Source organism: Kribbella sp. NPDC104740, assembly GCF_055583505.1.
In genome coordinates this window covers 742,661-766,414 of sequence record NZ_JBVJNV010000001.1, presented here as the reverse complement: position 1 = coordinate 766,414, position 23,754 = coordinate 742,661, and the positions used below count along the sequence as shown (strand labels likewise).

Below are 23,754 nucleotides of genomic sequence, written 5' to 3'. Positions count from 1 at the left end.
GGCGAGCGATGACGGCAGGGGAATGTCTGAAAACTGACGATGACTCACTAGTAGCATCAGGTCAAGAGTCTTGGACGCTTGACCTGATGCGCTTACTGTGAGAGCTGGTCGAGAGGAGTCCGATGCCGCGCGTGCCCGCCGACGTCCGCCGTACCGAGCTGGTCCAGGCGGCGATCCAGGTCGCCACCCGGGAAGGTCTGGCCGCGACGACCACCCGCCGGATCGCCCAGGAGCTGGGGATCTCGGTCGGGGTCGTGCACTACTGCTTCCGGTCCAAGGAAGAGCTGCTGCACGAGGTGATCCGGGTGATCGCCGACGCCCAGGTCCAGGCCGCCCGGACCGCGATCGTCCCCGGCGCCGACCTCGCCTCCAGCGTCCGCAACGCCTTCGTCGGCTTCTGGAAACTCGTCGAGGAGACCCCCGACGCGCAGCTCCTCACCTACGAGCTGACCAGCTGGGCGCTCCGCAACGCCGACACCGAACCGCTCGCCCGCGAGCAGCGTGAGTCGCAGCTGGCCGGCATCGAGCAGATCCTCGCCGAGATCTCCGTCGCCTGCGCCGTCACTTGGCCGGTTCCGGCCGGTCAGCTCGCCCGGATGACACTCGCGATCACCGACGGCGTCACGCTCGGCTGGCTCGTCGACCGCGACACCGAGGCCGCCGTCCGGGTGCTCGAGGCGTTCGTCGATCACCTGCTCGCCCTGGCCGCGTGAGAAGAGCGGCCTTTTCACTTGCGTCTCAGGTAGTTCACGCCACTGGCAACGACAGCACTCGATTGGGTCTCGCCATTGACGGTGCGTGACCACTAATGTGATCAAATCATGAGTATCCATGAGCGGCACCGGTTGAGTGTGGTGGTCAACGCGCGTGGGACGTACACGCCGCTGGGAGTCTCCAGGAGCTCTGCCGCGGTCGCCGGCGCGGTCGCGGAGGCGCTGCCCGAGTTCTTCGTGATGGACGAGCTCGGCGACCGGGCCAGCGACGCGATCGCGCACGCGACCGGCGCCCAGGCCGGAGCCGTCGTGCACTGTACGTCGGCCGCGATCACCCTCGCCGTCGCCGCCTGCATGGCCGGTGCCGACCCGCGCCGGATCGCCGCGCTGCCGGACGCCCGCGACATGCACAACCGCGTCGTGCTGCCGGCGAACCACGTCATCGACTACGGCCAGTCCAACCTGCAGGCGATCCGGCTGGCCGGCGCGCAGGTGACCCTCGCGGGCGACGAAAACCGTTGTGGGCTTGACGATCTGGACGAGGAGCTCGACGGTCCGGACGTCACCTGCCTGATCCTCGTCTCGTCCCGGCTCACCTCCGGCGAGCCGCTCGACCTGACCGCGGCGGTCCGCGCCGCGCACCGTCGCGGCGTACCGGCGATCATCGACGGCGCCGGGCAGTTCCCGCGGACGGCGGACCTGCTGGCGACCGGCGCGGACCTGGTGCTGATCAGCGGGCAGAAGTACCTCGGGTCGCCGACCGCGGGATTGGTTGCCGGGTCGCGGCGTCTCGTCCAGGCAGTACGGGCCCAGGGCAACGGAATCGGCCGTGGGATGAAGCCGTCGAAGGAAGCGGTGGTCGGCGTACTGGCTGCTCTGGAGGAGTGGCAGGCGATGGACCGGGCCAAGTGGGCCGCCGATCAGGCCACGAAGGTGACCGGTTTCGTCGCTGCAGCCAGTGAGATCCCGGGGGTGGTCGCGGAGATCGTGCCCGACCCGACGGCGCTGCCGCTGTCGCGGGCGCTGCTCAAGGTCGACGACGCGCCGGGGCTCGTCCGCGAGCTGGAGGCCGGTACGCCGCCGATCTACGTGATGGCCGACCGGCAGGACGCGGGTGAGCTGATGCTCGAGCTGGTCTCGCTCGACGAGGAAGAGATCGCGACCGTGATCGCCCGGCTGTGGAGCCTGCTGGACAAGTGAAAGGGCCCGCTTCCCCTGCTGCTGCAGGAGAAACGGGCCCTCTACTTCTAGCTCAGCGCTGGAAGGACTTGCGCTCCGGACGACGGCCGCCGCGCTCGCCGCCGCGACCCTCGAAGCTGCGGCCGCCCGGACGGCTGCTGCCGTACCGCTTGCCGCCGCCCTTGTTGCCGAAGCGCTTCGGCTTCGGCTCGGGCAGCTTCACCGGGTACCCGGACGGCTTGCTACCGCCGGTCAGCTCGGTCACCAGCTCGTCACCCGGACGCGCCTTCACCGGCTCGGTGGCGACACCGGCCGACTCGGCCAGCCGGATCATGCCGCGCCGCTGGTGCGGGAGCACCAGGGTGACGACGGCACCCTTGCCGCCGGCGCGCGCCGTACGGCCCGCGCGGTGCAGGTAGTCCTTGTGCTCGGCCGGCGGGTCCGCCTGGACGACCAGGCCGACGTCGTCGACGTGGATGCCGCGGGCCGCGACGTCGGTGGCCACCAGCACCGGGACGGAACCGTCCTTGAACTGGTCGAGCGTCCGGTTCCGGGCGCCCTGGGTCAGGCCGCCGTGCAGCGCCGCCGCCATCACGCCGCGGTCGCGCAGCTGGGTGGCGACACGGTCGGCGCCCAGCTTGGTCCGGACGAACACGATGGTGCGGCCGTCGCGGCTGGCCAGCTCGGCCGTCAGCGACTGCTTGTGACCCGGCTCGATGACCAGCAGGTGGTGCTCCATCGTGGTGACGGTGGCCTGGCCGGACTCGGTCGAGTGCGTGACCGGGTCCTTCAGGTAGGTCTTCACGATGGTGTCGACGTCGTTGTCCAGCGTCGCCGAGAACAGCAGCCGCTGACCCTCCGGCGGCGTCATGTCCAGCAGCGTGGTGACGGCCGGCATGAAGCCCATGTCGCACATGTGGTCGGCCTCGTCGAGGACCGCGACCTCGACCGCGCCCAGGTCGGCGGCGCCCTGCTCGCACAGGTCGATCAGCCGGCCGGGGGTGGCGATCAGCAGGTCGACCCCGCGCCGGAGCGCGTCGATCTGCTTCGGGTAGGGCAGGCCACCGGCGATCAGCTTGACCGACACGTTCATCACGTGGGCCAGCGGCTCGAGCGCGTCGTGCACCTGCATCGCGAGCTCGCGGGTCGGGACCAGGATCATCCCGCGCGGGCGGCGCGACTCGGTGTGGCCACCGGCCAGCCGCATCAGCGTCGGGAGCCCGAAGCCGAGGGTCTTGCCGGAACCGGTCTGACCGCGGCCGAGCACGTCCTTGCCGGCCAGCGCGTCCGGGATGGTCGCGGCCTGGATCGGGAACGGCTTGTCGATGCCCTCGCGGGCGAGCCGCTGCACCAGCCGGGGCGCGAGGCCGAGGGCGGCGAACTCATTGCCCTCCGCAACCGTCCCGAGATCGACCGGCTGCTGCTCGACGACCGGGCGCTCGACCCGCTCGGTGCGCTCGTACGACGGACGCTCGGTCCGGTTGTACTGCGGCCGGTCGGTGCGCTCGCCGCGGTTGTACTGCGGACGGTCGTCGCGGTTGTAGCGCGGCTTGTCGTCGCGGTTGTACTGCGGACGGTCCTCGCGGTTGTAGCGCGGCTTGTCGTCGCGGTTGAACTGCGGCCGGTCGGTGCGCTCGCCGCGGTTGTACTGCGGACGGTCGTCGCGGTTGTAACGCGGCTTCTCGTCACGGTTGAACTGCGGCCGGTCGGTACGGTCGCCGCGGTTGTACTGCGACTGCGGGCGGTCGTCCCGGTTGTACTGCGGACGGTCGTCGCGGTTGTACTGCGGGCGCTCGGTGCGCTGCTCCGAGCGGTAGCCCTTCACCGGACGGTCGTCGCGGCGGAAGCCGCCGTTGCCGCCGCGGTTGTCGCTGCCCCGGTTGTCGGTGCCGCGGTAGCTGCTGCCGCTGCCTCGGGTGCCGCGCTCGCCGTACTTGCGGTCGTTGCCGCCGTCGCGGGAACCACGGTCGGAGTACTGGCTGGGTCCACCCCGGCGCTCGAGGCGGGTGTCGTCGCGGACCTCGCCGCGGTTCGCGGCGGAGGCGGTGTTCCGGGCGACCTCGCCCGCGGCCATCCGCTCGCCGTACGACTGGGTCTGGAACTTCTTGTGGCGCGGCTTCTTCACCCGATCACCGGCGTCGGCGCCGTCGTTCGGGACAAACTGGTCCTGGTGGTGCTGGGACACGCAATCTCTCTCTCAACGTCACGGCCCGATGCCGGATCACGCCCACACGCAAACGCCGGCCACATTTTTCCGTGGCCGGATCGTGGTGCTGGCAGGAGACTAGGCATCGACCTGCGGGTGCTATCGCGTTGCACCCATGTCGCCGGATCATCTTCAGCGGGTTGCTGAAACCGACGGGTCGGAGCGCCTGGGAAATGCTCTGGTGACGCGACGCGCGCACCGACGTCAAGAAGTATACCCTGTCCGGCCGGCCCGCTTGACCACCCACAGCGACCACCCGCGCGGGCGGCCGCCGTACCGGCCGGGAACGCTCAAGGGAACTTCAAGTCTTGAGTGGGTCTCCTAGGGTGAGGGTATGGCGCAGGAGAACGTTCCCAGCAAGGACCACTGGCTCTCGATCGGCGAGATCGCCGGGCGCTCCGGCGTCGCCGCGTCCGCGCTGCGGTTCTACGAGGACCAGGGCCTGATCAGCTCGCGCCGGACGTCGGGCAACCAGCGCCAGTACCAGCGCAGCACACTGCGCCGCGTCGCGTTCGTCCAGGCCGCCCAGCGGGTCGGCCTGGCGCTGTCCGAGATCAAGCAGGCGCTGGACTCGCTGCCCGACGACCGCACGCCCACCCGCGCGGACTGGAGCCGGCTGTCCAAGTCGTGGCGCGGCCGTCTCGACCAGCGGATCGCCGAGCTGGAGCGCCTGCGCGACGACCTCGACGGCTGCATCGGCTGCGGCTGCCTGAGCCTGCAGCGCTGCAACCTGTACAACAAGTCCGACCGGCTCGCCGAACGCGGTCCGGGCGCCCGGATCCTGAACGTCGGCATTCCGGGCGAGTAGCAACCATTCCGTCCGGAATCCGTTCCCGGCATAGGCGGCCGGTTATGACAGTCATAGAACCCGTGACGGTGAACGAGGGTTAACCCCCGACTTTTTCCCGATCTGGTGTGGATTCTCTTCCGGCTTGGCAACATCCCGGTCTGTAGCGATCAGTGATCCGCTGGTCGCTTTCCGCCACAGATCCGGAGTGAGGCCCTCCCATGTCGCATCGCCGTATCCTGAGTTCGCTGGCCGGTCTGGCCGCCGCGGCCCTGGCCGTCCCCGCCTTCGCCGCCGCCCCCGCGCAGTCGGCGCCCGCCCCGACCACCAGCACGCCGTCCTCGATCGCCGCGTACACCGGTTCGCCGCAGGACGCCGCCGCCACCAAGGCGTTCTACGAGGCCGTGATGAAGTCCGCCAAGGCCAAGCAGGCCAAGGCCGGCAACAAGCTCGCCGCGGTCACCGTCACGTACGCCGTGGACGCGCCGACCTTCGCGTCCCTGATCTCGTCCAGCACGCAGATCTGGAACTCCTCGGTCAGCAACGTCACCCTCGTCGAGGGCAGCAACTACGACTTCTACTACACCGAGGGCAACGACCCGCGCGGCTCCTACGCCTCCACCGACGGCCACGGCAGCGGCTACATCTTCCTGGACTACGCCCAGGCCCAGCAGTACGACCCGCTCCGCATCACCGCCCACGAAACCGGCCACGTCCTCGGCCTCCCCGACCACTACTCGGGCCCGTGCAGCGAACTGATGTCCGGCGGCGGCCCCGGCCCGTCCTGCACCAACCCCAACCCCGACGCCAACGAGCGCTCCCGAGTCAACCAGCTCTGGGCCAACGGCTTCGCCCAGCAGTAACCCCCGACCTCCGTCTCGGAACCGCCCGGCAGGGGACGGTTCCGAGCCGGAGCACTCCCCCAGAGGTACGGACGCCCCGCCCGCCCCACGGCGCGTCCGTACCTCTTTTACGTGCGAGCAGGCCCCGTGCTGTTGCGGACGACGAGCTCGGGCCGGAAGAGGAACTCCGTGCGGGGAGTCGAGTGGCCGCGGACCTCGTCGAGGAGGGATTGGACGGCTGCCAGCGCCATCGCCTGGACGGGTTGGCGGACTGTGGTCATCGGTGGGTCGGTGAACTCCATCATGGGGGCGTCGTCGTAGCCGACGACCGAGAGGTCGGTGGGGACCGCCAGGCCGCGTTGGCGGGCGGCTCGGATGACGCCGAGGGCCATCATGTCGGAGCCGCAGATGACGGCGGTGCAGCCGGTGTCGAGGAGGCGTTGGGCGGCGGCTTGGCCGCCTTCGACGCCGAAGACGCTGAGCTCGACGAGGTTGTCGATCTCGTCGTCGGACAGGGAGAGCTGGGCTTTCAGGGCGGTGCGGAAGCCGGCGAGTTTGCGCTGGACGACGATGAAGCGTTCGGGGCCCGAGGTGAAGCCGATGCGGCGGTGGCCGAGGGCGACCAGGTGGGCGACGGCGAGTTCGGTGGCGGCGTACTCGTCGGAGCTGATGAAGGGGGCGCCGACGCCGGGGAGCCAGCCGTTGACGAAGACGACGGGGAGGTTGCGGTCGACCAGGGCCTGGTAGCGGGCGTGGTCGGCGCCGGTGTCGGCGTGCAGGCCGGAGACGAAGATGATGCCGGAGACGCCACGCTCCAGCAGCATCTCGACGTACTCGTCCTCGCTCGCACCCGATGGCGACTGGGTGCACAGGACCGGCGTGAAACCGCGCTGCGACAGCGCCGACTCGATCACCTGGGCGAAGGCCGGGAAGATCGGGTTGATCAGCTCCGGCATCACCAGGCCGATCAGGCCGGCCGAGCGGCGGCGCAGCCGGGTCGGGCGTTCGAAGCCCAGTACGTCGAGCGCCGTCAGGACCGACTGCCTGGTCTCCTCGGCCACGCCGGGTTTGCCGTTCAGGACCCGGGACACCGTCGCTTCGCTGACCCCCGCCTTGGCCGCGATGTCCGCCAGCCTCGCTCTGCTGCTCACGACCGGTCACCCTACCGACCCGGCCTGCACCTTGCAGCAAGAACCTGCAAGATCTTGCAGACTCCGACTGCGCAGACCTGTCCAGAAGGTGAACAGTGTGCACACCTCTTCTGCCGTAAACCTTGTCAGGAGCAGCCGCACAGGTGAGGATGGGCGGACCCCCGCCCGGGGGCCTTTACTACGGATCGTCCGGCACGTTCCTGCCGGTGAAGGGATTGAACAATCATGGCCACTGTGTCTTTCAAGGCGGCGACCCGGGTCTACCCCGGCTCCGACAAGCCCGCCGTCGACAAGCTCAACCTCGAGATCGAGGACGGCGAGTTCATGGTGCTCGTCGGCCCGTCGGGTTGCGGTAAGTCCACCTCGCTGCGGATGCTCGCCGGCCTCGAAGAGGTCAACGAGGGCTCCATCTACATCGGCGACCGCGACGTCACGCACCGGCCGCCGAAAGAGCGCGACATCGCGATGGTCTTCCAGAACTACGCGCTCTACCCGCACATGTCGGTCGCCGACAACATGGGCTTCGCGCTGAAGATGCAGGGTGTCTCCAAGGAGGACCGTGCCAAGCGCGTCCAGGAGGCCGCCAAGCTGCTCGGTCTCGAGGAGTACCTGGACCGCAAGCCGAAGGCCCTGTCCGGTGGTCAGCGTCAGCGTGTCGCGATGGGCCGCGCGATCGTGCGTAACCCGCAGGTCTTCCTGATGGACGAGCCGCTGTCGAACCTCGACGCCAAGCTGCGGGTGCAGACCCGTACGCAGATCGCCGAGCTGCAGCAGCGTCTCGGCGTCACGACCGTCTACGTCACCCACGACCAGGTCGAGGCCATGACGATGGGCGACCGGGTCGCGGTGCTCAAGGACGGTCTGCTCCAGCAGGTCGACACCCCGCTGAACCTGTACGACAACCCGAAGAACAAGTTCGTCGCCGGCTTCATCGGCTCGCCCGCGATGAACCTGCTCGAGGCCGACCTGGCCGAGGGCGGCGCCAAGCTCGGTGACTACACCGTCCCGGTCGAGCGCAGCATCCTGGCCAAGGCCGGCAACGACAAGACCCTGACGCTGGGTGTCCGGCCGGAGGCCTTCAAGGTCGCCGACACCGGCCTGCCGGTCAAGGTCGCCGTGATCGAGGAGCTGGGCGCCGACGCGTTCCTGTACGGGACCGCCGAGCACGACGGCAACCACCAGCAGATCGTGGCCCGGATCGACGCCCGGATGCAGGTCGAGAAGGGCTCGATCGTGCACCTGGCGGCGCAGCCGGACAAGCTGCACCTGTTCTCCGCCTCGACGGAGGAGCGCCTGACGGCCTGACCGTCACGCCAGTACGCCGAAACGCCGGCCCCGGGTTCCCGGGGCCGGCGTTCTCGTTGTCCGCCGCGCGGCTCAGGTGACGTCGCGCCGGTTGAAGACCAGCGCACCGAACGCGACCAGCACGACCGCGCCGATGCCCAGGTACCAGGCGCCGTGCTCGAAGCTGAGCGACTTCTCCACCATCTCGCAGTTGTACGAGCCGTCCTTCGCGGTGGTGCACTTCTGCACGTAGTACGTCGTCCCGTGCAGGACCCAGGCGTCGAAGTTGAGCCGGACCAGCCACGGCTGCACCGACTGCAGCACGCTGCCGAAGACGCCCTCGACCAGGACGGCGTACCCCATGATGACGCCGATCGCGGCGGCCGTGTGCCGCAGCAGCAACGCCAGTACGCCGCCGAGCGCGCCCGCGACGGCCGCGACCACCACCGCCCGGCCGGAGGTCTCGATCAGGTTCCCCCAGACCTTGCCGGTGGTCCCCGCGGTCGACCCCATCTGCGCGACGATCAGGTACGTCCCGGCGAGCAGCAGCGCCAGCGTCACCACGCCGACCGGGATCATCCCGATCGCGACGCCGCTGAGCTTGCTCGCGTAGACCCGCAGCCGGCGTGGCTCGAAGGTCAGCCAGTTCCCGATCGAGCCGCTGCTGAACTCGGCGCCGACGAAACTCGCCCCGATCAGGAACGCGGCGAAGGCCAGCAGGTACGACGACCCCTGCAGCAGCCCCGGCATCGTCTCGGTGAAGACCGTCTGCGGCTTGCCCCACTGGTCGATGGTCGGCTCGAGGTAGGTGCACATCTCCTCGACCGACGGCTTCGGGTCGGGCGTCGAGGCGTAGCTGTCGCGGCACTCCTGGTCGTACTTCTCGTGGTTCTTGACCCAGTCGGCGTGGGCCATCTCGAACTGGACCTTGTTCTGCTGCTGCTCCGCGGCCGACAGCGGGCGTGAGTTCCACCAGGTCGCGACCAGCATCAGCACCGTGACGCCGAGGACGGCGACCACCCCGAGCATCACCAGCCGGCGTGCGACCAGGCGGCGCAGCTCGACTCCCGTCAGGCGGATCACTGCTTGCCTCCCGTGGTCGGGTCGCCGGCGGCCAGGCCTTCGTCGGCCGTCAGCTCGAGGAACACCGACTCCAGGTCGGCGCGGACCGGCACCAGCTCGGCGACGTACAGCTCGCGCTGGGCCAGCCGCCGGGTGATGTCGGCCGGGTCGTCGGCGCCGTCGACGAACAGGTAGTTGCCTTCGGCCCGGACCGTCAGCCCGCCCGCGGTCAGGACCGCGGTCGCCGCCTCCTGGTTGCCGATCGCAACCTTCACCGTCGACTTGCCGGTGCTGCCGATCACCTCGGCCACCGAGCCCGAGGCGAGCAGCCGGCCGTGACCGATGATCGAGACCGTGTCGGCGACCTGCTCGACCTCGGCCAGGATGTGGCTGCTGACCAGGACCGTACGGCCCTGGTCGCCGAGCGAGCGCATCGTCTCGCGGATCTCCCGGATGCCGGCCGGGTCGAGCCCGTTGGTCGGCTCGTCGAAGATCAGCAGGTCGGGCTCCTTGAGCAGCGTCGCGGCGATCGCCAGCCGCTGCTTCATGCCCAGCGAGTACGTCTTGAACCGGTCCTTGCCGCGCTCGCCGAGCGAGGTCTCCTCGAGCACCTCGCCGACCCGGCTGCGCGGCGCGCCGATCGCGTCGGCCAGCAGCTCCAGGTTCTTGCGGCCGGTGAAGGCCGGGAAGAACTTCGGCGACTCGACGATCGCGCCGACCCGGGAGACCACCTCGGGCAGGTGCTCGGGGACCGGCCGGCCGAACAGCGCCATCGCGCCGGCGTCGGCCCGGATCAGCCCGAGCAGCATCCGGATCGAGGTCGTCTTACCGGATCCGTTCGGCCCGAGGAAGCCGTGCACGCCACCGACGGGCACGTCCAGGTCGAGCCCCTGGACCGCGACCACCCGCTTCCCCCGCCGGGTGCGGTACGTCTTCCGCAGCCCTCGCGTACTGATCGCCAGGTCCGTCATGTCACCTCTCTGAAGTTGCTCACGGCCCGCAGTGGACCGGTTCCGTTGCGCTGTGAGACGCCCACCCAACCAGTTTGGTTGGGTGGGCGCACGGTTGGAACGTTCTATCAGCGCCGGGGGGCCGTGTCGGCGACGTTCGCGCTGACCGAGGTGAAGGTGATCACGTCACCCTTGCCCTTGCCGTCGGTGTCGACCTCCCGGGATCCGATGTAGGCACCGGTCTTCGGGTCGACGATGATCTCCTCGCGGCTCTTGCCGTCGTCGCTGCCGTAGGCGATGCCGATCTTGCCGTCCAGGTTGGCCGCCCGGTCGGAGATCTCGAGGTTCTTCAGGTACCCGAGCGCCCGGTAGAGCCGGGCCCGTACGTCGGCCGGCAGCAGCCCGGTCCGCAGCGCGTCCTGGGCGTAGACCAGCAGCTCCGTCTCGCCGCGCGAGTTGCCGGGGGCATCCTTCTTCAGCCGCTCGTAGAGCGCCTTCGGGTCGGTCGGCAGCCCGGCGATCCACTCCGGCGTCGGGTTGGCCCAGCTGCCGGCCGTGGCGCAGCCGCCGCCGTAGAAGGCGCCGCAGTCTGCGCGCTGGATGTCCGTCTTCTTCGGGAACGTGATGCCGTGCTTGCGCGCCTCGGCCTCCGACCCGACCACCCACTGGTGCCGGCCGGTCTGGGTCGTGCGCAGCACCCACTCGGCCTTCCGGTCGGCCGGGATCCACGTCTCGGTGGCGTTCTCCTCCAGCACCTGGAGGTCGAAGCCGTTGCCGCCGTACACGTTGCGGGTCCAGGTCCGGGCGGTGCTGTGCAGGTACTGGCCCGGCTTCACCACCGGATCCTTCGCGGTGACGTGGGCGGCCGCCGCGTCGAGCTCGCTCTTCGCCTCCGCCGACCCGCCGTTGGTGCCGGAGGTGACGATGAAGCCGGTGCCGACCAGCGCGGCGACGCTCGCGGCGGCCGCCAGGGCGTAGGTCCAGCGCCGCCGCTTCGCACCGGCGGAAACGCGAGACCGGCGCGGAGCGTCGGCGGAGACGCGGTGCGAAGCGGCGGCCAGGTCGACCGGGTGGCCGAGGGCCGTTCGCGGGCCGCCGGCGGCGGCCATCAGCTGGGCCCGGGCCTGGGCCAGGCGGGCGTGGTCGGGCTCGGCCTCGTCGGAGTGCAGGGCGGTCATCGCGCGGTCCAGGTCGTCCTCGGACCACAGGTCGGTCAGCTTGTTGTCAGTCATTGGTGTTCGCCTCGTCTGAAGTCGTCTGGGTGCGGAGCTGGCGGCGGATGCGGTGCAGGCGGGAGCGCACGGTGCCGACGGGGATGCCGAGCGCGTCGGCGACCTCCACGGTGGTGAGCTGGCCCCAGGAGGTCAGGAACAGCACGTCCCGGTCCCCGTCGGACAGGTCGGCGATGGCCGGCGCGATCCGGGCCGCCATCGTCGAGGCGTCGACCCGCTCGGCCACCCTCCCGTCGTGGCCGAGCTGGTGCTCGTCCTCCCGCAGTCCGGCTCGGGCGGTGGCCCGCAGGCCGCGGACCTCCTGCCGGACGTGCCGGCGGGCCAGGTTGGTGGCGATGCCGTACAGCCACGCCCGGACCGCGGCCGTGGCCGGGTCGTAGGTCGCGCGCTGCTTGAACGCCGCCAGGAAGGTCTCGCTGACCAGGTCGTGCGCGGTGTCGGCGCCGACCCGGCGGGCCAGGTAGCGGTGCAGCGGTACGGCGTACTCGTCGAACAGCCGCCCGAACTCCGCTCCTGGGTCGGGTCCGCCGAGCTCCGGCCTGTCGCTGATGTCAGCCTCCGGGCTGTGGTGATCGATCACGGTCATGCAACTGATTGCCCGGAGCCCCGGACGACGTTCACGACGGTACGGCGGGAGCGGGCCGCGAATTACCCCCGTGGGGTATCTTCCAGGGGTTGCGCCTGATACCCCAAGGGGGTAACTTACGAGGCGTCGAGATACCCCCTAGGGGTAGCAGTGAGGGAAGGGAAGCACGATGACCGACGAGACCAGCGCTCCAGCCGGCACCCCGGAGAGCACCCCGGAGCACGTCCACGGCTACACCAGCGAGAAGTCCAGCCACCTCAAGCGGCTGCGCCGGATCGAGGGCCAGGTCCGCGGGCTGCAGCGGATGGTCGAGGAGGACAAGTACTGCATCGACATCCTGACCCAGGTCTCGGCGGCCACGAAGGCGCTGCAGTCGTTCTCGCTGGAACTGCTCGACGAGCACCTGTCGCACTGCGTGGTCGAGGCCGCCCAGCGCGGCGGCGCCGAGGCGGAGGAGAAGGTCCGCGAGGCCTCCGACGCGATCGCCCGGCTTGTTCGTAGCTGAAAACAACCTCTTCAAGGAGAAGCAACTATGACCACCACCACGTACGCCGTTTCCGGGATGACCTGCGGGCACTGCACCGCCGCGGTGACCGAGGAGCTCAGCAAGCTGCCGGGCGTCCAGAACGTCAGCATCGACCTGAACGCCGGCGGCACGTCCGCCGTACAGGTGACCAGTGAGTCGGCGCTGGACGAGGGCGCCGTCCGCGAGGCCGTCGACGAGGCGGGCTACGAACTGACGGACGTGACCGCATGAGCCGGGCTGTCGCGCTCCGGCTCGGCGCGTTCGCCGGTGTGCTGGCGCTGGCCTTCGCCGGTGCCTTCGCGATCGGTTCCGCGGTCGACCCGATCGCGGCAGCCGACACGCAGGAGCCCGCCCAGGCCCACGACGACCAGGGCGGGATGGGCGACATGGAGCCGGCCGCGGGGCACGGCGAGGGGCACGGCGACGCGAGTGCCCAGCCGCCCGGGCTCGCCGTCTCCCAGGCCGGGTACACGCTGGTCCCGGCGACCACGTTCTTCCAGCCGAACCAGCAGACTCCCCTGCGCTTCACGGTCACCGGCCCGGACGGCAAACCGGTCACGCGGTACACGAAGACGCACGAGAAGGACCTGCACCTGATCGTCGTACGGCGTGACCTGTCCGGCTTCCACCACGTGCACCCGACGATGGATGCCCAGGGCAACTGGTCGATCCCGTTCCGGTTCACCGCCGGCGGCACCTGGCGCCTGTACGCCGACTTCCAGCCGGCCGGGCACGACCAGCCGATCACGCTCGGCACGGACGTGAACGTCTCCGGCCTCTACATCCCGGTCCCGCTGAACGAGCCCGCGAGCGTCTTCAGCATCCACGGGTACGACGTGACGCTGGCCGGGAATCCTCAAGCCGGCAAAGAGTCCGAGCTGACCTTCACCGTCAGCAAGGGAGGCAAGCCGATCACCGACCTGCAGCCCTACCTGGGCGCCTTCGGGCACCTGGTCTCGCTGCGCAGCGGCGACCTCGCCTACCTGCACAACCACCCCGCCGAGCACGCCGAGGCCGGTGGCAAGGGCGGCCCGCGGATCACCTTCGGTACGACGTTCCCGACCGCCGGCACCTACTCGCTGTTCCTGGACTTCCAGCACGCCGGCGCGGTCCACACGGCCGAGTTCACGGTCACCGTGGACGCCGACGGGACCACCATCGTCCCGCCGACCGCGCTGCCGAGCACCCCCGGCCACGACACCACCCCGCACGGCCACTGAGAGGAGGCACTTCCATGACAACCCCAGAAACCGGGCAGTCCGTCGAACTCATCATCGGTGGCATGACGTGCGCCTCCTGCGCCTCCCGGGTCGAGAAGAAGCTGAACCGGATGGACGGTGTCACCGCCACGGTGAACTACTCCACCGAGAAGGCCAAGGTGACGTACGCCGACGGCGTCAGCACCGACGACCTGGTCGCCACCGTCGAGGCCACCGGCTACACCGCGGCACTGCCGTCGGCCCCGGCCGAGGCGCCCGAGGAGACCGACGAACTGAAGCCCCTGCGCGAACGGCTGTACGCGAGCATCGCGCTCGCCGTACCGGTGATCGCCCTGGGCATGATCCCGGCCCTGCAGTTCGACTTCTGGCAGTGGGCGTCGCTGACGCTGGTCACACCGGTCGTCACCTGGGCGGCCTGGCCGTTCCACAAGGCCGCCTGGACCAACCTGAAGCACGGCGCCGCGACGATGGACACGCTGATCTCGCTGGGCGTGCTGGCTTCGTACCTGTGGTCGCTGTACGCCCTGTTCCTCGGTGGCGCCGGCGAGCCGGGGATGAAGATGCCGTTCACGCTGATCCCGTCCCGGGGCGGCGGCGCCGAGGAGATCTACCTCGAGGTCGCGGCCGGCGTGACGACGTTCATCCTGGCCGGCCGGTACTTCGAGGCGCGCGCCAAGCGCCGCTCCGGCGCCGCGCTGAAGGCGCTGCTGGAGCTGGGTGCGAAGGACGTCGCCGTACTGCGGGACGGCACCGAGCAGCGGATCCCGGCCGACCAGCTGGTCGTGGGTGACGAGTTCGTCGTCCGGCCCGGCGAGAAGATCGCCACCGACGGCGTGATCGTCACCGGCAGCAGCGCGGTCGACGCGTCGATGCTGACCGGCGAGTCGGTCCCGGTCGAGGTCGGCGAGGGCGACGCGGTCGTCGGCGCGACGGTGAACGCCGGCGGGCGGCTCGTCGTCCGGGCGACGCGGGTCGGTGCGGACACGCAGCTGGCGCAGATGGCGCGGCTGGTCGAGGACGCGCAGAACGGGAAGGCGGCCGTGCAGCGGCTGGCCGACCGGATCTCGGGGATCTTCGTGCCGATCGTGATCGGGCTGGCGCTGCTGACGCTCGGGTTCTGGCTCGGCAACGGGTCGGCGGTCGAGGTGGCATTCACGGCTGCGGTCGCCGTACTGATCATCGCTTGCCCGTGTGCGCTCGGGCTGGCCACGCCGACCGCGCTGATGGTCGGCACCGGCCGCGGCGCGCAGCTCGGGATCCTGATCAAGGGCCCGGAGGTGCTGGAGTCGACGCAGCGCATCGACACCGTCGTCCTGGACAAGACCGGGACCGTCACCACCGGCCGGATGGACCTGGTCGACGTGCTGCTGGCCGAGGGCGAGCAGCGGGCCGACGTACTGCGGCTGGCGGGCGCGCTGGAGCACTCCAGCGAGCACCCGATCGCGCAGGCGATCGCCCGGGGCGCCTTCGACGAGCTGGGCAAGTTGCCGCCGGTCGAGGACTTCGGGAACGTGGAAGGCCTTGGTGTGCAGGGGATCGTCGACGGGCACGCCGTACTGGTGGGCCGGACGCGGTTGCTGGAGGAGTGGAGCCAGTACCTGCCGGCCGACCTCGCGCACGCCAAGGAGCACGCCGAAGCCGAGGGCAGCACGGCGGTCGCGGTCGGCTGGGACGGCAAAGCCCGCGCCGTGCTGGTGGTCGCGGACACGGTGAAGCCCAGCTCGGCGGAGGCGATCAAGCAGCTGCGAGCGCTCGGGCTGAAGCCGGTGCTGCTGACCGGCGACAACGAGGCGGTCGCCCGCAAGGTCGCCGCCGAGGTCGGGATCGACGACGTGATCGCCGAGGTGCTGCCGGCCGACAAGGTCGACGCGGTCAAGCGGCTGCAGAGCGAGGGCCGCGTGGTCGCCATGGTCGGCGACGGCGTCAACGACGCGGCGGCGCTGGCCCAGGCCGACCTCGGGCTGAGCATGGGCACCGGGACCGACGTCGCGATCGAGGCGAGCGACCTGACGCTGGTCCGCGGCGACCTGCGCTCGGCCGCGGACGCGATCCGGCTGGCCCGGCGCACCCTCGGCACGATCAAGGGCAACCTGTTCTGGGCCTTCGCCTACAACATCGCGGCCCTGCCGCTGGCCGCGGCCGGCCTGCTGAACCCGATGCTCGCCGGTGCGGCGATGGCGTTCAGCTCGGTCTTCGTCGTCAGCAACAGCCTGCGGCTGCGCCGCTTCAGCACGGAGAACTGACATGGACCACCACGAGCACGCTCCCGCGAAATCCCTCACCCAGCAGGCGATCTCGGCCACCCTGCACTGCCTGACCGGCTGTGCGATCGGCGAGGTCCTCGGCATGATCATCGGTACGGCGCTCGGCTGGCACAACCTGGCGACCGTCGTCCTGTCGATCGCCCTGGCCTTCGTCTTCGGCTACTCGCTGACCATCCGTCCGGTGCTGAAGGCGGGCCTGAGCTTCCGGCAGGCACTGAAGGTCGCGCTGGCCGCGGACACGCTGAGCATCGTCACCATGGAGGTCGTCGACAACGCGATCATCCTGGCCGTACCGGGCGCGATGGACGCGGGTCTGGCGTCGGCGCTGTTCTGGGGCAGCCTGGCCGTCGCACTGGCGATCGCCTTCGTGCTGACGGTCCCGGTCAACCGCTGGCTGATCGGCCGCGGTCGTGGGCACGCGGTCATGCACGCTTACCACTAGACCTCTTTCAAGTACCGGCCACCGATTGGTGGCCGGTACTTGAAAGAGAGGCCCCCTTCTCGGTCAGCGGATCCAGGCTGTGGTGTCCGCCGCGAGACGGCCTTCCTCCAGCGGGGAACTCGTCAGCAGCACCTCACCGGCGGGGAGGTCGATGGGGTCGGTGGTGAGGTTGACGAGGCAGGTCAGGCCCGATTCGCGGGTGAACGCCAGTACGCCGGGGGCCGAGTCGAGCCAGGTCAGGGCGCCGTCGCCGAGCTCGGTGCGGCGGATCCTCAGCCCGTCGCGGTACAGCGCGAGCATCGAGTTCTGGTCGGCCTGCTGGGACTCGACGGTGAGGTTCTTCCAGTCGGCCGGCTGCGGCAGCCACGGCGTACCGGCACCGAACCCGAACGGCGGTTCCTTGCCGGACCACGGGATCGGGACGCGGCAGCCGTCGCGGCCGCGGTCGGTGCCGTTGGAGCGGGCGAAGATCGGGTCCTGCAGCAGCTCGTCGGGCAGGTCCTCGACCTCGGGGAGGCCGAGCTCCTCGCCCTGGTAGACGTACAGGCCACCGGGCAGCGCCATCGCGAGCAGCGCGGCCGCGCGGGCCCGGCGCTCGCCGAGGACCAGGTCGGTCGGCATCCCGTGCTTGCGGTCCTGGTGCGAGAACGACGTGTCCGGACGCCCGTACTTCGTGACCGGGCGGGTCACGTCGTGGTTCGACAGCACCCAGGTCGGCGGGGCGCCGATCGGGACGTGCGTGGTCAGCGTCAGGTCGATCGACGCGCGCAGCTCATCGGCGTCCCAGGGCCGGGACAGGAAGTCGAAGTTGAACGCGGTCTGCATCTCGTCCGGGCGCAGGTAGAGCGCGAACCGCTCCTGGTCCGGCATCCACATCTCGCCGACCAGGAAACGCCCCTCGTACGCGTCCGTGATCGCGCGCCAGCCGCGGTACACCTCGTGCACCTCGTCGTGGTCGGTGTAGGACTCCTCGACACTGTCCAGGTCCTTGAACAGGACGGCGGCGCTGTCGATCCGGATGCCGTCGACGCCGCGGTCCAGCCAGAACCGCAGGATCGCGTGGAACTCCTCGACCACCTCCGGGTTGCGCCAGTTGAAGTCCGGCTGCTCGGGGGCGAACAGGTGCAGGTACCACTCCCCGTCCGGCACCTGCGTCCACGCCGGGCCGGCGAAGATCGACTGCCAGTCGTTCGGCGGCAGCCCGCCGTCACGCCCGGCGCGGAACAGGAACCGCTCCCGCTCTGGAGACCCGGGACCGGCCGCCAGCGCCTGCTCGAACCAGTCCTGCTGGTCCGAGCCGTGGTTGGGAACGATGTCGATGATCGTCCGGATGCCCAGCGCGTGGGCCTCCTCGATGTAGGCCTCGGCCTCGGCCAGGGTGCCGAAGGTCGGCTCGATCGCGCGGTAGTCGGCGACGTCGTACCCGCCGTCGGCCATCGGCGACGGGTACCACGGGTTCAGCCAGATCGCGTCGACACCGAGGTCGGCCAGGTACGGCAGCTTCGCCCGCAGACCGGCCAGGTCGCCGATCCCGTCACCGTTGCCGTCGGCAAAGCTCCGCAGGTACACCTGGTAGATCGCGGCTCCGCGCCACCATGTTTCCGACATGCTTCTCCTTAGGGTGTGGGTTGGGGGATCAGCCCTTGAGGCTGCCGGCGGTGAGGCCGGCCATGATGCTGCGCTGGAACACGAAGAAGACCAGGATCGTCGGCAGCGACGCGATCACCAGGGACGCGATCAGCACGTTCTGCGGCATCTGCGCGGACAGCGACGCGATCCCGACGCTGATCGACATCTTGTCGGTCTCCGGCAGCACCAGCAGCGGCCAGACGAAGTCCTTCCAGACCGTCACCACGGACAGGATCGACACCACGCCGAGGATCGGCCGCGACACCGGCAGCACGATCGACCACAGGATCCGGGCCGGTGAGGCGCCGTCGATCTCGGCCGCCTCCAGCAGCTCGCGCGGGATCGAGTCGAAGAACCGCTTCAGCAGGAAGATGAAGAACCCGTTCGCTGCCGCGGGCAACCAGATCGCCCACGGGGTGTTGAGCAGGTCGAAGTGGAAGATCGGCACGTCCTTGGCGACCAGGTACGTCGGCAGCAGCAGCACCATCGGCGGGATCATCAGCGTGGCCAGCATCAGGCCGAGGATCACCTTGCCGAAGAACGGGCGCAGCTTGGACAGCGCGTACGCCGCGGTGACGTCGACGAGCAGCGTGAACAGCCACGCGCCCCCGGCGTACAGGACGGTGTTCCTCAGGAAGACGCCGAGCTGCAGCTGGTTCCAGGCTTCCTTGTAGACGCCGAAGTCGTAGTCCTTGGGGAAGAAGCTCGGCGGGATCTGGGCCAGCTCGTCGGGCGACTTGAGCGCGCCGGTGACCATCCAGTACAGCGGGAAGACGAAGGCGATCGTGAAGCCGACCACCACCACGACCAGGACGGTCCAGTAGGTCAGCTTGCCGTGCCAGCTGCGCAGCGACAGCGGTGAGACGAGCGTTCTCATCGTTCGGCCTCCCGGGAGATCCGCAGGTAGATCGCGGAGAAGACCATCAGCACGACCATCAGCATCAGGCCGAGCGCTCCCCCGCCGCCGAAGTCGCCGAAGTTGAAGGCGTACTGGTACATCAGGTACGCGACGGTGACGGTCGCGTTCTCGGGGCCGCCGCCGGTGAGCAGGTACGGCTCGATGAAGACCTGCATGGTCGCGACGACCTGGAGCAGCAGCATCACCAGCAGGATCAGCTTGGTCTGCGGCACGGTGACGTGCCAGAGCCGGCGGAACAGGCCGGCGCCGTCCAGCTCGGCGGACTCGTACAGATCGCCGGGGATCGACTGCAGCGCGGCCAGGTAGATCAGCGTGCCGGTGCCGAGGTTCATCCAGGTCGACACGATGACGAGCGAGATCAGCGCCGTACTGGTGGAGTCGAGCCAGGCCAGCGGCGGGATGTGGAAGACGGCGAGGACCTGGTTGAACAGGCCCGCGCCCGGGTCGTAGAACCACTTGAACAGCAGCACCCCGACCGCCGGGGGCAGCATCACCGGCAGGTAGACGACGAACCGCAGGTACGCCTTCGCGTGTCGCAGCTCGTTCAGTACGACGGCCAGCACGAACGGGATGACGTACCCGACCACCAGGGCCAGGCCGCTGAACGCGGCGGTGTTGATCCAGGCCGACCGGAACGCCGGGTCGGCGAACACGGTCCGGAAGTTCTCCAGCCCGACCCACTGCGGCGGGTCGACGAAGTTCGTCTGCTGGAAGCTCAGCACGATCTCCCGGATCATCGGGTACCAGGAGAAGAAGGCGAAACAGATCAGCGCCCCGCACAGAAACCCGTACGCCGTCAGGTTCCGGCCGACCGCGCGGCGCGCCGCTCCCTGGGACTGGGAGCGGCGCACCAACGGCTTGGCGGTCAGGACGGCCATCAGGTGTTCTTGGCGAGGATCTTGTTCGCCTTGCCTTCGGCGTCGCCGAGCAGCTTGTCGATGTCGGCGTCCTTGCGGGTCAGGACCGCGGACATCGCGACGTCCAGTACGGCGTACAGCTCCTGGGCCTTCGGCGGCTCGAGCTTGTTGGTGATGCTGCCCTGCGCGGTCACGTACGGCGTGAAGTGGTCGACCGGCACGGTGGCGAACTGCTTGCGCAGCGCGGTGATCTCCTTGCCGGGCGCGGTGTCGCCGTACAGGTCCGGGATCGGCAGGCCGACCGGGCGGCCCTGGGTCTTGGCGCGCTCGTAGTCGAACTGGCCCTTGCCCGGCGTGAGCTCGTGGAACTCCAGCCAGAGCAGGCCGGCCTTGATCTTCTCCGGCGTCGCCTTCGGGTTGAACATGTAGCCGTCGCCGCCGGACAGCGACGCCTTGCCCTCGGACTCCGGGACGGCGGTGACGCCGTAGTCCTCGAACTTGCCCTGGAAGTCGTTGTTCACCGACTGCACCACGTCCGGTGCGCCGATCATCATGCCGAGCTTGCCCGAGCCCATCATGCGCATCAGGTCCTCCCACTGCAGCAGCTGCTTGCTGCCCATGGAGTTGTCGTTCCAGCGCATCTGCTTCAGGTTCTCCAGCACGGCCTTGCCCTCGGCGCTGTTGAACGCCGCCGACTTGCCGTCCTCGCTGACCATCGAGCCGCCGCGGGCGTACAGCGACGCCGCGAAGTGCCAGCCACCGGTGTTGCCGGCGGAGTACTCACCGAACCCGGTGTAGCCGGCGCCGAGCCCGGCGATCTTCTTGGCCGCTTCCTGGACCTCGGCCCAGGTCTTCGGCGGGGCGTCGGGGTTCAGCCCGGCCTGGGTGAAGAGCTTGCGGTTGTAGACCAGGCCCATGTTGTAGTTGTTGCGCGGTACGCCGTACGTCTTGTCGCCGTCGTTGAAGACACCCTTGACGTCCGGGCGCACGTCGTTGAGGGCCTTCACGCTGCCGACGTACTCGCTGATGTCGGCGGCCTGCTTGGCCTTGATGATCTTCTGGACGTCGGTGTAGTAGACGTAGAAGACGTCCTCCTGGGTGCCGCCGGCCAGCTTCGCCTGGAAGGTGTCGGGGTTGATGCAGGGAAAGGCGTCCTTGCTCTCGATGGTGATGTTCGGGTGCGCCTTCTGGAACTCCGCGACGTCCTCGTCCCAGCCCGCGCGCTCCTTGGGGTTGCTCTTCGGCGGCTGGCAGCCGACGGTGATCGTCACCTTCTGGTCGGCGCCGCCGGAGCCCTGCGCGGCGGGTTCGTCGCTGCCCGATCCACAGGACGCGGCCGTCAGCCCCAGTCCTGCCACGACCAACAGGCCGAGTGCCCTCGTTGTCCTCATCGATCTGCCCTTCCCTCGATACTGCCGATGTGGTCGGTACCGTAGGCAAGCTGACCGGATGTGCGCAATACTTCGATCGAATGTTGCAAGAAAGAAACTAGCGGGCATAAAAAAGGAGGTGGAGCGGGCCGAAGCCCACTCCACCTCTGCGGTCGTGCGTGGTTCAGACGGGAAGCGGTGCCGATCTGAGCCGCGCGGTCGACGCCCGGACCACCAGCTCCGGCTCGAACAGCAGCTCGTCGGCCGGTACGGCGGCGCGCTCGATCAGCGCCACCAGCATGTCGACCGCGGCCCGGCCCATCGCGTCGATCGGCTGCCGGACCGTGGTCAGCGGCGGGTCGGTGCAGTTCATCATCGCGGAGTCGTCGTACCCGATCACGGAGACGTCGTCGGGCACCGACAGGCCGGCCCGGCGGACCGCGCGGATCGCGCCGAGGGCCAGGATGTCGCTGGCGCAGACGATGCCGGTGACGCCGTGCTTGACCAGCCGGGTCGCCGCCGCGTGCCCGCCCTCGAGCGAGAACATGGTGTGCTCGACCAGCGCCGGGTCCGCCTCGGGCGACCCCAGGAACGCCTCCAGCTTGCGCCGCGACGGGATGTGGTCGCGCGGGCCGAGGACCAGGCCGATCTTCTGGTGCCCGAGCGCGCGCAGGTGCCCGATCGCCATCTCGGCGGCCACGAAGTCGTCGGACGAGACCTGCGGGAAGCCCAGGTGGTCGACGGCCGCGTTCACCAGCACCGTCGGCAGCTTGCGCTCCTGGATCAGCTCGTAGTGGGCGTGCGGCGCGTCGGCCTGGGCGTAGAAACCGCCGGCGAAGACCACGCCCGAGACCTGCTGCTGGAGCAGCAGGTCGACGTAGTCCGCCTCGGAGACGCCACCGACCGTCCGGGTGCAGAGCAAGGAGGTGAAACCTTGCTGCGCCAGCGCACCGCCGACCACCTCGGCGAACGCCGGGAAGATCGGGTTCTGCAACTCCGGCAGCACCAGGCCGACAAGTCTTGCGCGGTCGCCACGCAGCTGGGTCGGCCGCTCGTACCCGAGCACGTCGAGCGCGGTCAGCACCGCTTCCCGGGTCGCCTCGGACACCCCGGGCTTGCCGTTCAGCACCCGGCTCACGGTCGCCTCACTGACGCCGACCTTCTTCGCCACCTCAGCAAGTCGTCGAGTCATGACGCAAACACTACGCCACATCTCGCAAGTATTTGCGCTCGCTTGCGTTACGTACTTTCGTCATCAGGAACTGAGACACTGGGCGGGTGCCTCGTTTCGTCGCCACCCGCCCGGACACCGGCCTGCTCTCGCTGCCCTGGGACATCCCGCTCGAGGACTGGCCCGAGGACCAGCTGGTCGCGCTGCCGCGCGGTATCTCGCGGCACGTGGTCCGCTTCGTCCGGGTCAACGGCAGCGTCTACGCGATCAAGGAGGTGATGGAGCACCTCGCCATGCACGAGTACCGGCTGCTGCGCGACCTCGAGCGGCTGGACTCCCCCTCGGTCGAGCCCGTCGGCGTGATCACCGACCGCCTGGACAAGAACGGCGAGCCGCTCGACTCGATCCTGGTCACCCGGCACCTGCAGTTCTCGCTGCCGTACCGGGCTCTGTTCTCCTCCACGCTGCGGCCCGACACCGTGAACCGCCTGATCGACGCCCTGGTCGCGCTGATCGTCCGGCTGCACCTGCTCGGTTTCTTCTGGGGCGACTGCTCGCTGTCCAACACGCTCTTCCGCCGCGACGCCGGCGCCTTCGCGGCGTACCTGGTGGACGCCGAGACCGGTGAGCTGCACCAGGACATCTCCGACGGGCAGCGCGCGCACGATCTCTACACCGCCGAGATCAACCTGTTCGGCGAGTTCCTCGACCTGCAGGAGGGCGGGCTGCTCGATCCCGACATCGACCCGCAGGAGACCGTCCAGTCGATCAACGACCGGTACGACGCGCTGTGGGCCGAGCTGACCGCGCCGGAGGAGTTCGCGACCGACGAGATGCACCGGCTGGACTCCCGGATCCGGCGGCTGAACGAGCTCGGCTTCGACGTCGCCGAGATCGACATCATCACCGACTGGGACGGCAGCCAGGTCCGGATCCAGCCGAAGGTCGTCGACGCCGGCCACCACTCGCGCCGGCTGCTGCGGCTGACCGGCCTGGACGTCGAGGAGAACCAGGCCCGCCGGCTGCTCAACGACCTCGACTCGTTCGCCGCCGCCACCGACCAGCAGAACGAGGACGAGGAGATCGTCGCCCACCAGTGGCTGACCGACGTCTTCGAACCGGTGGTCCGCTCGGTCCCCCGCGACCTGAACCGCAAGCTCGAACCGGCCGAGGTGTTCCACGAGGTCCTCGAGCACCGCTGGTTCCTGTCCGAGCAGGCCGGCCACGAGGTCGACACGATGGAGGCCGCCCGCTCGTACGTCGACGACGTCCTTACCGGCAAGCCCGACGAGAAGCTCGCGCTGCCGACGGCGCCGCCTGATCTGGAGTAGGCATGCAACGTCTCGTCCTCTCCTGGCGTGGTT

The 23,754-nt window shown here is 69.5% G+C and carries 22 protein-coding genes; 11 read left to right on the top strand and 11 right to left on the bottom strand.

What is annotated here, in order from left to right; genetic code table 11:
* Positions 1–122 precede the first annotated feature (122 nt).
* Positions 123–713 (top strand): TetR/AcrR family transcriptional regulator, encoded by a 591-nt coding sequence (locus tag ACZ6Z4_RS03660; protein ID WP_465557751.1) that lies wholly within the window; start codon positions 123–125, stop codon positions 711–713.
* A gap of 108 nt (positions 714–821) precedes the next feature.
* Entirely contained in the window at positions 822–1,913 is a 1,092-nt protein-coding gene (locus ACZ6Z4_RS03655; RefSeq protein WP_465557749.1) for an aminotransferase class V-fold PLP-dependent enzyme, read from the top strand.
* A gap of 52 nt (positions 1,914–1,965) precedes the next feature.
* Here the strand turns inward: ACZ6Z4_RS03655 and ACZ6Z4_RS03650 are convergent, their stop codons facing one another.
* Positions 1,966–4,077 carry a DEAD/DEAH box helicase gene (locus ACZ6Z4_RS03650; RefSeq protein WP_465557747.1) on the bottom strand — a complete coding sequence of 704 codons (2,112 nt, stop codon included), beginning with the start codon at positions 4,075–4,077 and terminating at the stop codon, positions 1,966–1,968.
* Positions 4,078–4,432: 355 nt separating this feature from the next.
* Here ACZ6Z4_RS03650 and soxR point away from each other — a divergent pair, with 355 nt between their 5' ends.
* Both soxR and snpA read left to right on the top strand, forming a co-directional pair.
* Positions 4,433–4,906 (top strand): redox-sensitive transcriptional activator SoxR, encoded by a 474-nt coding sequence (gene soxR / locus ACZ6Z4_RS03645; protein ID WP_465557745.1) that lies wholly within the window; start codon positions 4,433–4,435, stop codon positions 4,904–4,906.
* Positions 4,907–5,106: 200 nt separating this feature from the next.
* Entirely contained in the window at positions 5,107–5,748 is a 642-nt protein-coding gene (gene snpA / locus ACZ6Z4_RS03640) for a snapalysin (protein WP_465557743.1), read from the top strand.
* 107 nt (positions 5,749–5,855) lie between these two features.
* Here the strand turns inward: snpA and ACZ6Z4_RS03635 are convergent, their stop codons facing one another.
* Positions 5,856–6,878 (bottom strand): LacI family DNA-binding transcriptional regulator, encoded by a 1,023-nt coding sequence (locus ACZ6Z4_RS03635; RefSeq protein ID WP_465557741.1) that lies wholly within the window; start codon positions 6,876–6,878, stop codon positions 5,856–5,858.
* Positions 6,879–7,103: 225 nt separating this feature from the next.
* Here ACZ6Z4_RS03635 and ACZ6Z4_RS03630 point away from each other — a divergent pair, with 225 nt between their 5' ends.
* Positions 7,104–8,183: an ABC transporter ATP-binding protein gene (locus ACZ6Z4_RS03630; RefSeq protein WP_363667086.1), complete on the top strand. Its 1,080-nt coding sequence runs from the start codon at positions 7,104–7,106 to the stop codon at positions 8,181–8,183.
* Between the two features lie 72 nt (positions 8,184–8,255).
* Here the strand turns inward: ACZ6Z4_RS03630 and ACZ6Z4_RS03625 are convergent, their stop codons facing one another.
* The 4 genes from ACZ6Z4_RS03625 to ACZ6Z4_RS03610 form a co-directional block, all read right to left on the bottom strand.
* Positions 8,256–9,245 carry an ABC transporter permease subunit gene (locus ACZ6Z4_RS03625; protein ID WP_465557738.1) on the bottom strand — a complete coding sequence of 330 codons (990 nt, stop codon included), beginning with the start codon at positions 9,243–9,245 and terminating at the stop codon, positions 8,256–8,258.
* Positions 9,242–10,195 carry an ABC transporter ATP-binding protein gene (locus ACZ6Z4_RS03620; protein WP_465557736.1) on the bottom strand — a complete coding sequence of 318 codons (954 nt, stop codon included), beginning with the start codon at positions 10,193–10,195 and terminating at the stop codon, positions 9,242–9,244. The genes ACZ6Z4_RS03625 and ACZ6Z4_RS03620 overlap by 4 nt, the downstream gene beginning before the upstream one ends.
* A gap of 107 nt (positions 10,196–10,302) precedes the next feature.
* Positions 10,303–11,406 (bottom strand): CU044_5270 family protein, encoded by a 1,104-nt coding sequence (locus ACZ6Z4_RS03615; RefSeq protein ID WP_465557734.1) that lies wholly within the window; start codon positions 11,404–11,406, stop codon positions 10,303–10,305.
* Positions 11,399–11,992 carry an RNA polymerase sigma factor gene (locus ACZ6Z4_RS03610; RefSeq protein ID WP_363667093.1) on the bottom strand — a complete coding sequence of 198 codons (594 nt, stop codon included), beginning with the start codon at positions 11,990–11,992 and terminating at the stop codon, positions 11,399–11,401. The genes ACZ6Z4_RS03615 and ACZ6Z4_RS03610 overlap by 8 nt, the downstream gene beginning before the upstream one ends.
* Before the next feature lie 169 nt (positions 11,993–12,161).
* On the opposite strand from ACZ6Z4_RS03610, the gene ACZ6Z4_RS03605 reads away from it, so the two are divergent.
* Genes ACZ6Z4_RS03605 through ACZ6Z4_RS03585 form a run of 5 tightly spaced genes read left to right on the top strand, consistent with a single transcriptional unit; the run spans position 12,162 to position 16,444 of the window.
* Positions 12,162–12,497 carry a metal-sensitive transcriptional regulator gene (locus tag ACZ6Z4_RS03605; RefSeq protein WP_363667095.1) on the top strand — a complete coding sequence of 112 codons (336 nt, stop codon included), beginning with the start codon at positions 12,162–12,164 and terminating at the stop codon, positions 12,495–12,497.
* A 27-nt stretch (positions 12,498–12,524) separates the two neighbouring features.
* On the top strand, positions 12,525–12,749 hold the full coding sequence (locus tag ACZ6Z4_RS03600) for a heavy-metal-associated domain-containing protein (RefSeq protein ID WP_465557731.1): 225 nt from the start codon (positions 12,525–12,527) through the stop codon (positions 12,747–12,749).
* A complete protein-coding gene (locus tag ACZ6Z4_RS03595) occupies positions 12,746–13,738 on the top strand; it encodes a hypothetical protein (RefSeq protein WP_465557729.1) in 993 nt (330 codons plus the stop codon). The genes ACZ6Z4_RS03600 and ACZ6Z4_RS03595 overlap by 4 nt, the downstream gene beginning before the upstream one ends.
* 14 nt (positions 13,739–13,752) lie before the next feature.
* Positions 13,753–15,981 carry a heavy metal translocating P-type ATPase gene (locus ACZ6Z4_RS03590; RefSeq protein WP_465557727.1) on the top strand — a complete coding sequence of 743 codons (2,229 nt, stop codon included), beginning with the start codon at positions 13,753–13,755 and terminating at the stop codon, positions 15,979–15,981.
* 1 nt (position 15,982) lies between these two features.
* Positions 15,983–16,444 (top strand): DUF4396 domain-containing protein, encoded by a 462-nt coding sequence (locus ACZ6Z4_RS03585; RefSeq protein WP_363667103.1) that lies wholly within the window; start codon positions 15,983–15,985, stop codon positions 16,442–16,444.
* Between the two features lie 63 nt (positions 16,445–16,507).
* Here the strand turns inward: ACZ6Z4_RS03585 and ACZ6Z4_RS03580 are convergent, their stop codons facing one another.
* From ACZ6Z4_RS03580 to ACZ6Z4_RS03560, 5 genes are all read right to left on the bottom strand, one after another.
* Positions 16,508–18,052 (bottom strand): glycoside hydrolase family 13 protein, encoded by a 1,545-nt coding sequence (locus tag ACZ6Z4_RS03580; RefSeq protein WP_465557725.1) that lies wholly within the window; start codon positions 18,050–18,052, stop codon positions 16,508–16,510.
* Between the two features lie 28 nt (positions 18,053–18,080).
* Positions 18,081–18,950 (bottom strand): carbohydrate ABC transporter permease, encoded by an 870-nt coding sequence (locus tag ACZ6Z4_RS03575; RefSeq protein WP_465557723.1) that lies wholly within the window; start codon positions 18,948–18,950, stop codon positions 18,081–18,083.
* On the bottom strand, positions 18,947–19,870 hold the full coding sequence (locus ACZ6Z4_RS03570) for a carbohydrate ABC transporter permease (protein WP_363667113.1): 924 nt from the start codon (positions 19,868–19,870) through the stop codon (positions 18,947–18,949). The genes ACZ6Z4_RS03575 and ACZ6Z4_RS03570 overlap by 4 nt, the downstream gene beginning before the upstream one ends.
* Entirely contained in the window at positions 19,870–21,240 is a 1,371-nt protein-coding gene (locus ACZ6Z4_RS03565) for an ABC transporter substrate-binding protein (RefSeq protein WP_465557720.1), read from the bottom strand. Before ACZ6Z4_RS03565 ends, ACZ6Z4_RS03570 begins: the two co-directional genes overlap by 1 nt.
* 163 nt (positions 21,241–21,403) lie before the next feature.
* Positions 21,404–22,411 (bottom strand): LacI family DNA-binding transcriptional regulator, encoded by a 1,008-nt coding sequence (locus ACZ6Z4_RS03560; protein WP_363667116.1) that lies wholly within the window; start codon positions 22,409–22,411, stop codon positions 21,404–21,406.
* An 86-nt stretch (positions 22,412–22,497) separates the two neighbouring features.
* On the opposite strand from ACZ6Z4_RS03560, the gene ACZ6Z4_RS03555 reads away from it, so the two are divergent.
* The gene (locus ACZ6Z4_RS03555) at positions 22,498–23,721 is read left to right on the top strand and encodes a DUF4032 domain-containing protein (RefSeq protein WP_465557718.1); all 1,224 of its coding nucleotides are present in this window, start codon (positions 22,498–22,500) and stop codon (positions 23,719–23,721) included.
* Positions 23,722–23,754 lie beyond the last annotated feature (33 nt).

What these genes read in the sequence shown, in the direction of transcription:
- ACZ6Z4_RS03660 (WP_465557751.1), top strand. Translation starts at nt 123, where the DNA reads ATGCCGCGCGTGCCCGCCGACGTCCGCCGTACCGAGCTGGTCCAGGCG.
- ACZ6Z4_RS03655 (WP_465557749.1), top strand. Translation starts at nt 822, where the DNA reads ATGAGTATCCATGAGCGGCACCGGTTGAGTGTGGTGGTCAACGCGCGT.
- soxR (WP_465557745.1), top strand. Translation starts at nt 4,433, where the DNA reads ATGGCGCAGGAGAACGTTCCCAGCAAGGACCACTGGCTCTCGATCGGC.
- snpA (WP_465557743.1), top strand. Translation starts at nt 5,107, where the DNA reads ATGTCGCATCGCCGTATCCTGAGTTCGCTGGCCGGTCTGGCCGCCGCG.
- ACZ6Z4_RS03630 (WP_363667086.1), top strand. Translation starts at nt 7,104, where the DNA reads ATGGCCACTGTGTCTTTCAAGGCGGCGACCCGGGTCTACCCCGGCTCC.
- ACZ6Z4_RS03620 (WP_465557736.1), bottom strand. Translation starts at nt 10,195, where the DNA reads ATGACGGACCTGGCGATCAGTACGCGAGGGCTGCGGAAGACGTACCGC.
- ACZ6Z4_RS03615 (WP_465557734.1), bottom strand. Translation starts at nt 11,406, where the DNA reads ATGACTGACAACAAGCTGACCGACCTGTGGTCCGAGGACGACCTGGAC.
- ACZ6Z4_RS03610 (WP_363667093.1), bottom strand. Translation starts at nt 11,992, where the DNA reads ATGACCGTGATCGATCACCACAGCCCGGAGGCTGACATCAGCGACAGG.
- ACZ6Z4_RS03605 (WP_363667095.1), top strand. Translation starts at nt 12,162, where the DNA reads ATGACCGACGAGACCAGCGCTCCAGCCGGCACCCCGGAGAGCACCCCG.
- ACZ6Z4_RS03600 (WP_465557731.1), top strand. Translation starts at nt 12,525, where the DNA reads ATGACCACCACCACGTACGCCGTTTCCGGGATGACCTGCGGGCACTGC.
- ACZ6Z4_RS03595 (WP_465557729.1), top strand. Translation starts at nt 12,746, where the DNA reads ATGAGCCGGGCTGTCGCGCTCCGGCTCGGCGCGTTCGCCGGTGTGCTG.
- ACZ6Z4_RS03590 (WP_465557727.1), top strand. Translation starts at nt 13,753, where the DNA reads ATGACAACCCCAGAAACCGGGCAGTCCGTCGAACTCATCATCGGTGGC.
- ACZ6Z4_RS03585 (WP_363667103.1), top strand. Translation starts at nt 15,983, where the DNA reads ATGGACCACCACGAGCACGCTCCCGCGAAATCCCTCACCCAGCAGGCG.
- ACZ6Z4_RS03580 (WP_465557725.1), bottom strand. Translation starts at nt 18,052, where the DNA reads ATGTCGGAAACATGGTGGCGCGGAGCCGCGATCTACCAGGTGTACCTG.
- ACZ6Z4_RS03575 (WP_465557723.1), bottom strand. Translation starts at nt 18,950, where the DNA reads ATGAGAACGCTCGTCTCACCGCTGTCGCTGCGCAGCTGGCACGGCAAG.
- ACZ6Z4_RS03570 (WP_363667113.1), bottom strand. Translation starts at nt 19,870, where the DNA reads ATGGCCGTCCTGACCGCCAAGCCGTTGGTGCGCCGCTCCCAGTCCCAG.
- ACZ6Z4_RS03565 (WP_465557720.1), bottom strand. Translation starts at nt 21,240, where the DNA reads ATGAGGACAACGAGGGCACTCGGCCTGTTGGTCGTGGCAGGACTGGGG.
- ACZ6Z4_RS03560 (WP_363667116.1), bottom strand. Translation starts at nt 22,411, where the DNA reads ATGACTCGACGACTTGCTGAGGTGGCGAAGAAGGTCGGCGTCAGTGAG.